This is a genomic window from Streptomyces sp. DvalAA-14 (genome assembly GCF_900091855.1).
Classification (GTDB): domain Bacteria; phylum Actinomycetota; class Actinomycetes; order Streptomycetales; family Streptomycetaceae; genus Actinacidiphila.
The window spans coordinates 1-8,558 of record NZ_FMCH01000548.1; the positions used below are offsets into that span (position 1 = coordinate 1).

Here is an 8,558-nt window from a genome sequence, read left to right on the forward strand (position 1 = left end):
GGGCGGGTGGGCGGCGGGCTGGGAGGAGGGCGGCGCCGGAGATCAGGCCGGCGGTCATGACCCGGGGGAGTTCGGTGCGGCGCTCGAAGAGCAGGTGGCGGGGGCGGCGGTGCGGGCCGTACGGGTCGTAGGGCCAGCGCAGCACGTTGAGTGAGAGGCGGGCGATGCCGGCCAGCGGGGGCGTATCGGCGCGGGCCCGCAGCAGCAGTTCCGTCAGCAGGAAGTCCACCGGGGCCCGGCCCGACTCCCGGTCGCGCCGCAGGAGGTCCAGCGTCAGCCCGTCCGCCCCCCACGGCACGAACACCAGCACCGCGCAGGCCCGCCCCCGGGGGTCGCGGCACTCCGCCACCACGCACCGGCCGTCCGCCGCGTCGCCGAGCCGCCCAAGCTCCGGTCCGCCGCGCCTGCGGCGCCAGGCGTCCACCAGCGCCCGCAGCTGCTGCCACTCGTCGTCGCCGAGTTCCTGCCCGCGCCGCGCCACCACGCGGTAGCCCGCCGCGAGCATGTTCCGCCGGACACCGGCGAGGTCGTCGTCCGCCGGGCCGGCGGCCGGCTCCCCGAAGGCGTCGGCGAAGGCCGCCGCCTCGATCACCGCCTCCTCGCCGGACGCGACCGCCCGGAAGCCGGCGGCCCGGTAGGCGGTCGCGGCGGCCGGACCCGCGTAGGAGACCGCCGGGACCCAGGCGTGGCGGTGGGCGAGGGCGAGCCAGTGGGTGATCGCGGTCGGCCAGGCGGCGGGCGGGCCGAGCGGGCCGCCCGCCGCCAGCGCGACCCCGTTCGTGACGCGGTAGGCGATGGCCGCCCGGCCGTCGGGGGACCAGCACACCGTGTGGTCGCGCCGCAGGGCGAAGTAGCCGAAGGAATCCGGGGCGGCGGCCCCGGCCAGCAGGGCCCGGAGCCGCTGCTCGTCGCCGGGCCGCAGCCGGGCGCGGCCGCGCGGGGCGCGGAAGAAGGCCAGCAGGACGCACAGCATCAGCGCCACGCTCAGCAGATTGATCGTGAGGTCGGTCCACCCGGGCACCCGCACCCCGGGCAGCCGGAAGAGGCGGGACACGGTGAGGATCCGCACCGCCGCGTACCGCGCGCTCGTCCCCCACACCGCCGGCGGATCGCGGTCGGTGGCGTACACCAGCAGCGTGCCCACCCCCAGCGCCACCACCGCGCCGATCAGCAGGCTCAGCAGCCCGCGTGCCGCGTTGCCGCGCTCCCCGCGCACGTTGAACAGCGGGCGGGAGGCCAGCAGCGCGGCGAGCAGCAGCAGCGTCAGCGCGGCGGAGACCCAGTTCCAGGGGTGGCCGCGCGCGGCCCGGACGGCCACCAGCGTCACCGCCGTCGCGATGGTGTACGCCGCCACCAGCAGCACGGTGACGATCCACGCGGCCCGCTTGCGCCGCCGCAGGCTCACCGACAGTACGAAGGCCAGCACCGCCCCGGTGAAGCCGGGGCCGACCAGGAAGGCGTTGACGTACTCCCCGCTGTCACCGGCCCGCACGTCACGCCGGAAGGGCGCGACGGCCGCGGTGACGGCGTCGAGGCCGGCGGCCGCCCGCAGGTACCAGACGGCCGCCGCCGCCCCGGGCGCGCGCAGCGGACCCAGCACCCGGGCCAGCAGCAACTCCAGCCGGGACGGCGGCAGATCCACCAGGGTCGGCCGGGGCCTCGCCCGGGCCGGAGCGGTCCGGGACACGGTGGGCGCCCCCGCCACCGCGTCCATCATCGACGTCTTGACCGCGGCGACCCGTACATGGATGCGCTCCTCGCGCCGCTCCGCCCGCGCCATCCGCCGCGGCCTGGCCGCGTACCGCCAGCGCGCCCACGGGCTGTGCGGCCGGGCCAGCCGCATCGCCCCCACCACCGCGAGCACCGGCACCATCACGCCGAGCAGGCCCGTCCACACCTTGCCCTTCATCAGGCACAGCACCACGAAGCCGAGCAGCAGCGCGCCCACCAGGTAGGAATCGGCGGAGCTGCCGCCGATGTACCCGCCGAGCGGCGCCTGCCCGATCAGCAGCAGCGCGATCACCGACACCGCGAGGATCACCGCGTCGACGGACTGCCGTCCCTCCTCCTTCCAGTAGACGTCCTCCAGGTGCAGCACCAGCGCGAACTCGTCCAGGACCAGTCCGCATCCGATGCCGAAGACCACCGCGAGCACGTCGTACGTCACCCGCCCGCCGCTGCGGACCGCGACCGAGCCGATGCCGGCGATCAGCATGAACGCCTGGCCGAAGACCACATGGTGGATGTGGGTGCCGCCCGGCGACACATTGCCGGGCCACCAGGAGACCTCCCGGCGGATCATCCGCACGCTGAAGCGGATGAACAGGAAGGAGCCGAGCAGGCCGACCAGCAGCAGGAACAGGGGTTCGCGGCCGGGGTCCACGATCCGGTCGCGGTAGGTGTCGGCCAGCCAGTTCCCCATGGGTACAGGGCACGACGAAAGCCCCCTGCTCGCAAGCGGAGGGCTTTCGCTTTCAGGTGCGCCGCCAGGGACTCGAACCCCGGACCCGCTGATTAAGAGTCAGCTGCTCTAACCAACTGAGCTAGCGGCGCCTGCTGATGTCCTAGACCTTAGCACCCGCTCCCGGCGGAGGAAAATCGATAAGGATCAGGGCCGCTCCGGGGCCCTGACCAGCGACGGAGCAGCCTTTCCCGGGGTCGCGCGGGCGGCCCGCAGACAGGCCCACAGCAGGTGGTCGGCGCCGGGCAGCCAGGGCCGCCGGCTGTCGGGTGCCACCACCCAGCGGGACACCGGACCGTCCGTACAGGCTTCCCCGGCGAGGTCCGGATCGGGGCTGTGCAGCGGCGGCACGGTCACCGCGTCGCCGGTGCCGTGGCACAGCATCGCCGGCACCGCGGCGGCCCACTCCTCCCAGTCCAGCAGGGCCGGCAGCCGCTGGGCGGTCCCCGGCGTGACCAGCAGCAGCACCCGGCCGCGGTGCACGGCCACCGGCCCGCTGCCGGGGCCGGCCGCCCACAGCTGGTCCAGCACCCGGCGGCCGAACAGCGCGGGCAGGTTCACCACGTCGAACAGGGTCCCGCACGGCAGCACGCCGGGGGCGGTGGGCCGGGCCGCCCAGGAGGCCCTGACGGCACGCGGGAAGGCGCTGGCGGAGGCCAGCCAGGCGGCGCCGTCGGGGGTGACACGGGTGGCGCGTCGGCGCTGCTGGGCTTCGGTGACGATGTCTAGGGCATGCCATTCGTCCATGGCGTCCATTGATAGCGGACCGCCCGCGGGGGCCTCCACGAAACGCCCATACCCGGGACAGGCGGGCAACCGCGGAGTACCTTGCGGCGCGTAGTCACGCAGTGGTTACGTTCAGCGATAGCGCCGGGGGCGCCGGGGCGTGCGGGTGGGGGAGTGGGCGGGGGTGGTTCGCGCCCCCCGGCTGAGGCGGTCCGAGGCGGTCCGAGGCGGCCCCGAGGCGGCCCGAGGCGGGAGTGGGCGGCGGCAGGGCTCGGGGCCGGCGGCCCGATGGGCAGGCGCCCGGCGGTCTGGAGCCTAGACGGGCCCGATGCCCTTGAGCAGCCCTTCCCCGTATTCCGCCATCCGTTTGGCGTAGTCCTCCGTCCACCCGGCCTGCTCGGCCAGCACGGCATAGGTCAGCCGGTCGAAGCGGCGCGGGTCGGTGAGCTGCGCCGCGGCGAGGGCCTGGAAGTCGGTGGCCCGCTCGGCCGCCGCCCGGAAGGCCACGGCCAGCTCGGTGGCGCGCCGCAGCAGTTCCTTCGGGTCTTCCATCGATTCCAGGTCGAAGAACCGGTCGCCGCCCTCGTCCAGCGGCGCGCCCGGCTCGAAGAGCAGCGAGGCGGGCCGCTTCGGCCGTTTGTCGCGCGACGCGTCGGACGCGCGGGGTTCGCGGGGGCGCGGAGCCGGCTGCGGCTCGGTCATAGGGATACCTCCCGGATTCGTTCGACCCTCCATTGTCCCGCCCCGCCCGGCATCCCCGCGCGCCCGGGTGCGCTGGGGCGGCTCCGCTGGCCCCGCCGGCTCCGCCGACCCCGCGCGCCACGCCGGCGGCCGGCCCCGCCCGCGTCGGGCCTGAGGAGCGCACCCGCGGGGGGTCAGGAGGAGAAGGGCGCCGGGAGGTCGAGTTCGGCGCGGACGGTTTGCCGACCACGTCGCGGTCCAGCACCTCCCACCGGTCGGCGAGGGCCTCGACCAGCATCAGTCCGCGGCCTGACTGGTCCAGGGACCGCGGGGCCTCGACCGCGCCGGGCGAGGGCGGGCGGCGTTCGCCGCGCGGGTCGGAGACCTCGATGCCGAGGGTGCCGGCGTCGAGGGTGAGACGGAGTTCGAAGTCCCGGCCGGGGACGCGCCCGTGGGTCACCGCGTTCGACGCCAGTTCGGCGACGATCACCGCGACGGTGCCGGACAGGTCGCTGTCGCGCGCGACGCCCCAGCCGTCCAGCTCGGCCACGGCGACCTGGCGGGCGAGCCGTGCGCCGAGCTTCGAGGCTCGGAAGCACTGCACGAACGTACGTACGGTAAACGGGGTTTGGGAGGGAGAGGGTGCCGTCATGAGCCCAATGTGCCCGTCCGGTAGGGCCGGTTACCAGCAGCCTACCGAGTACGGAACGTCAGCGTACAAGGAGGCGGGGTGGACCGTACGAGCAACGGGCCGTGAGCATAGGCGCCTTGCAGGTGAGCACAAGGCGAGCGGCACGGTACGCGGGAGGTGGCCGGGAATGACCGGGGGCCCGTTCGGTCCGGGCGTGACGGGTCCGGCGGACGCGGGCCCGGGCGGGGGCGGCGAACCGGAGTCGTCGGACAGCCTGCGGACCTTCGGCGCGGTCGTCCAGGCCCTGCGCGAGCACGCGGGCCTCCGCCGGGAGGAATTCGGCGAGGCGGTGCGGAAAGCGAGGCACACGGTCGCCTCGGGGGAGATGCCGGGCTCCGGTCCCCTTCAGCTGCTGGAGACTCCGGAGAACCGGGTGGTCACAGCGGATGCGCGGAGCCTAGGCCGTGTCTGGCCCGGTTCAAGAGCAGCTACAGCAGCGGCGCTTCCGGAGACCGCGTCGAGGTCGCCGCACGCGGCCCGCACCGGAACGAACTCCGGTGCGGGCCGCGGGCATCACGCTCAGTAGGACGGCTGCGGGGCGGAGGCGGCGTCGCCCGGTCCCTGCTTCGGGTCGGACCCGTACTTGTTCTGACCGCGCTCGCCGTCGAGGCAGAGGAAGACCAGGAGGGCGATGTCGGCCAACGGGACGAAGACCAGCAGGACGAACCATCCGGACTTGCCCGTGTCGTGCAGGCGCCGCACCAGCACGCCCAGGCTGGGCAGCAGGACCGCGAGCGCGTAGACGGCGGACGGGATCGCGTTGCCGATCACGTGGCTGATGATGAACAGCACCACGACGGCGATGATGTTGAACAGGGTGTACATCCAGTATTCCTTGCGGCGGGCCCGCCCGCTGAAAACGGCATACTTCTTGAGCCCGTCGATGTACCACTGCATGGTGTGTCCCCCCAAGGACTGGATGTGCGATCAAGTGATCCGCCCGCGCCGATCATGGCTGGGCCAGCAGACAGTAGGGGCGTTGATCTGCACAAGTCAACAAAGAAAGCGCTCTGTTGCAGGGGTGTGACCTGCGGCGCTCAGCCCAGCAGCGCCTTCGCCACCGCGCGGCCCGACACGCCGCCGACTCCCGCCCCCGGCCAGGTCGCCGCGCCGATCAGCCAGACGCCGGGGACGGCCGTCCGGTAGCCGCCCGCGTGGGCCGGGATGGGACGCTGCAACAGGCCCTGGGCCAGGGAGTTCTCGCCGGCCGCGTGGTCGCCCGGGCCCGCGTTCGGGTTCTGGCGGGCCAGGTCCGCCGGGGTGGTGATGTGGCGCTCCAGCACCAGGCCGGTCAGGCCCGGGACATGTGACTCCGCCTCGGCCAGCACCCGGTCGGCGAACGCCTCGGCCGTGGCCGCGTCCCAGCCGTCCGCGCCGTAGGACGTGCCGGCCGCGTCGCCGATCGGGACGAGGGGGACGTCGAGCACCTGGAGCCGTACGACGGCCTTGCCGGCCGGGGCGCGGGTGGGGTCGACCGCGGTCGGCTCGTGCCAGGCGATGGACGGACAGCGGGGCAGCAGCCCGGCGTGGGCCTGCCGGACGGAGGTCACCAGGGCGTCGACGCCGCGGCCCAGGTTGATGCTGCCGCCCGCGTCGAGCCGGCTGTCGTGGAAGCGCGGTCGCGCGGACAGCGCGAGGTTCAGCTGGAAGCAGCCGCGGCGGTAGCGGTAGCCGCGCGCCTGGGCGCGGACCCCGGCCGGTACGCAGTCGGTGTCCCGCAGCAGCCGGCCGTAGAGCTGATCGGGTGTCGCCGACACGACGACCGCCTCGTCGGCCTCGATGACGGCTCCGCCGCTGGTGCGGACGCCGGCTCCGTGGCCGTCGCGCACCAGGATCTCGTCCACGTCGACGTCGCAGAAGGTGGCGCCGCCGCGTTCGGCGACCAGCGCGGCCAGCGCGTCGGCGAGACGGCCGCTGCCGCCCACGGGCGTCGGGTTGCCGCCACTGAGGACGGCCAGTGACAGCACGGTCCACAAGGCGCCCGGCGCGTCCTCGGGACCGACGCCGAGATGCAGGGGCCAGGGCGCCGCCGTCAAGCGCAGCTCCTCGCTGCGGAAGCAGCCGGTGACCAGGTCCATGGCGGTGCCGCTGAGCAGTTGGCCGAACGGGAGGGCCATGGAACGGCTGTCCAGGAGCAGGGAGGCGAGTCGCGCCTCGGCCTCGGGGCTGTCCAGGCCGGAGCCGAGCAGGCCGAAGAGGGGTTCGAGGTAGGGGTCGAGCGTGGTGAAGAGGCTGTTCCAGGCGGTGGCCTCGCCGAGCCGGTCGAGTTCCTCGGCGAAGGACACCGGGTCCACCGGGACGACGCCCGACCGCCCGTCGGGCAGTGAGGCCCCGATGGACAGCGGCCCGACGACGTACTCCAGCCCGTGCCGGTTCAGGTGCGGTCCCAACTCGGGCCAGACCGGGCCGCCCACGAAGAACGGGTGCAGGGCCGACCAGGGATCGTGCCGGAAGCCGGGCGCGCCCAGCTCCGACGTCCGCACCCAGCCGCCCGGCTGATCCATCCGCTCCAGCAGGCAGACGCTGCGGCCGGCCTCGAGCAGGTAGGCGGCGGCCACCAGCGCGTTGTGGCCGGCTCCCACGAAGACGACATCGGCTCGGGCGGGGAAGTCGTTCATGCGGCCGAGCCTAGGAGGAGGCCCGGGCCGAGCGCGGGACGGCGAGGGGCGCCCGATCCCGGTGTACCCGATTGGGTCTGTCAGCCGGGGACCCGCGGAGGTACGGATCTGTTGCCCGCGAAGCGCGGGAACCTGCCCGCCGTGCGTGGGACGGCCCGGAGAAAAGAGCGAGTCCATGACCTGTCTCAACACCCTGGTGAAGCGCATCGAGCGCGAGCGCCTGCTCGATTCGGTGGCCGTACCGCTGGCCGCCCTCGTGCACAAGGCGGTCGGCGCGCGCAGCGTCCGCAACCTGCTCAGCGGTACCGCGCTCGGCCATCCGGCCCACCCGATGCTCACCGATGTCCCGATCGGGGCGTGGACCGCGGCGGCCCTGCTCGACACCGTGGGCGGCCGCCGGGGAGCGCCGTTCGCCGACTTGTTCGTCGCGATGGGGGTCGCGGCGGCCGTGCCCGCGGCCCTGACCGGCCTCAACGACTGGTCGGACACGCAGGCCGAGCCGGGCCCCCGCCGGGTCGGCGTCGTGCACGCCACGGCGAACACCACCGCGCTGGCGCTGTACACCGCCTCGCTCGTGGCCCGTGCGAAGGGCAAGCGGTTCCGGGGCAGGATGCTCGGCTGGGCCGGGTACGGCGCGATGTCGGCCGGCGCCTACCTCGGCGGGCACCTCGCCTTCGCCGAGGCGGTGAACGTCAACCAGACCGCTTTCGAGGACCGGCCGCTGGGCTGGACCCCGGTGCTGCCCGAGGCCGATCTGGCGGAGGGCGCCTCCCGCAAGGCCGCGGCCGGGAACACCGCCGTGCTGCTGCACCGGCGGGCGGGGCAGGTGTACGCGCTGTCCGCCACCTGTACGCACATGGGCGGCCCCCTGGCGGAGGGCCAGGTGAAGGACGGCTGTGTGATCTGCCCTTGGCACGGCAGCACCTTCGACCTGGCCGACGGACACGTGGTGCGGGGACCGGCCACCTCGCCGGAACCCGGCTACGAGACGCGGGTGCGCGAGGGCATGATCGAGGTGCGGGCGGCCGATTCGGGACGGGGGCCGGTGGTGGGGTGACGCGCGCCTCATCCGTAATTAGTGTTATCGGACGGCGGGGGTGCCGTCTCCTGTGTACGGGGGTCGATACGCGGACGCGAACACAGGAGCGGAAGGCACGTCATGGCACACACGCGGCACCGGGCCCGGTCGACCCGAGGATGGCTCGCGGTGATCGGCGCGGCCGGGATGACGGCTCTGATCATCGCGTGGCTGGCGGCGCCGTCCGGTTCGTCGCTGACGGGGGCGAGCGGGCGGCCGAACGCGTCGAGCATCTCCGCGGCTGCCCCCTCCGCCACCCCGGCGTCCGCCGCGCCCAGCTCCCCGGTCCCCTCGACCACGGCC

The 8,558-nt window shown here is 74.4% G+C and carries 6 protein-coding genes, 1 tRNA gene and 3 pseudogenes; 3 read left to right on the forward strand and 7 right to left on the reverse strand.

The features are described from left to right. From GA0115240_RS29590 to GA0115240_RS29610, 5 genes and pseudogenes are all read right to left on the reverse strand, one after another. On the reverse strand, nt 1-2,422 hold a 2,422-nt coding region (locus tag GA0115240_RS29590), incomplete at its 3' end, for a phosphatidylglycerol lysyltransferase domain-containing protein (RefSeq protein ID WP_093741386.1). Between the two features lie 57 nt (nt 2,423-2,479). Beyond that, nucleotides 2,480-2,553, reverse strand: a tRNA-Lys gene (locus GA0115240_RS29595). A 55-nt stretch (nt 2,554-2,608) separates the two neighbouring features. Next, a complete protein-coding gene (locus GA0115240_RS29600; protein ID WP_237555321.1) occupies nt 2,609-3,208 on the reverse strand; it encodes a bifunctional DNA primase/polymerase in 600 nt (199 codons plus the stop codon). 294 nt (nt 3,209-3,502) lie between these two features. Beyond that, nucleotides 3,503-3,889 (reverse strand): hypothetical protein, encoded by a 387-nt coding sequence (locus GA0115240_RS29605; RefSeq protein WP_237555322.1) that lies wholly within the window; start codon nt 3,887-3,889, stop codon nt 3,503-3,505. A 301-nt stretch (nt 3,890-4,190) separates the two neighbouring features. After that, nucleotides 4,191-4,520, reverse strand: a pseudogene (locus GA0115240_RS29610) (ATP-binding protein); the annotation flags it as partial. Between the two features lie 166 nt (nt 4,521-4,686). On the opposite strand from GA0115240_RS29610, the pseudogene GA0115240_RS38840 reads away from it, so the two are divergent. Continuing rightward, a pseudogene (locus tag GA0115240_RS38840) lies at nt 4,687-4,885 on the forward strand (hypothetical protein); the annotation flags it as partial. A gap of 193 nt (nt 4,886-5,078) precedes the next feature. Here the strand turns inward: GA0115240_RS38840 and GA0115240_RS29620 are convergent. Continuing rightward, entirely contained in the window at nt 5,079-5,456 is a 378-nt protein-coding gene (locus GA0115240_RS29620) for a DUF805 domain-containing protein (protein ID WP_093741389.1), read from the reverse strand. A gap of 140 nt (nt 5,457-5,596) precedes the next feature. After that, entirely contained in the window at nt 5,597-7,177 is a 1,581-nt protein-coding gene (locus tag GA0115240_RS29625) for a phytoene desaturase family protein (protein WP_161302565.1), read from the reverse strand. A 175-nt stretch (nt 7,178-7,352) separates the two neighbouring features. Here GA0115240_RS29625 and GA0115240_RS29630 point away from each other — a divergent pair, with 175 nt between their 5' ends. Further along, on the forward strand, nt 7,353-8,234 hold the full coding sequence (locus GA0115240_RS29630) for a Rieske (2Fe-2S) protein (RefSeq protein ID WP_093741391.1): 882 nt from the start codon (nt 7,353-7,355) through the stop codon (nt 8,232-8,234). 102 nt (nt 8,235-8,336) lie between these two features. Further along, nucleotides 8,337-8,558: pseudogene (locus GA0115240_RS37745) on the forward strand (hypothetical protein); the annotation flags it as partial.

Bases quoted from the DNA above. Each gene is read 5' to 3' on its own strand.
- GA0115240_RS29620 (WP_093741389.1), bottom strand. From the start codon at position 5,456: ATGCAGTGGTACATCGACGGGCTCAAGAAGTATGCCGTTTTCAGCGGG.
- GA0115240_RS29600 (WP_237555321.1), bottom strand. From the start codon at position 3,208: ATGGACGAATGGCATGCCCTAGACATCGTCACCGAAGCCCAGCAGCGC.
- GA0115240_RS29605 (WP_237555322.1), bottom strand. From the start codon at position 3,889: ATGACCGAGCCGCAGCCGGCTCCGCGCCCCCGCGAACCCCGCGCGTCC.
- GA0115240_RS29630 (WP_093741391.1), top strand. From the start codon at position 7,353: ATGACCTGTCTCAACACCCTGGTGAAGCGCATCGAGCGCGAGCGCCTG.
- GA0115240_RS29625 (WP_161302565.1), bottom strand. From the start codon at position 7,177: ATGAACGACTTCCCCGCCCGAGCCGATGTCGTCTTCGTGGGAGCCGGC.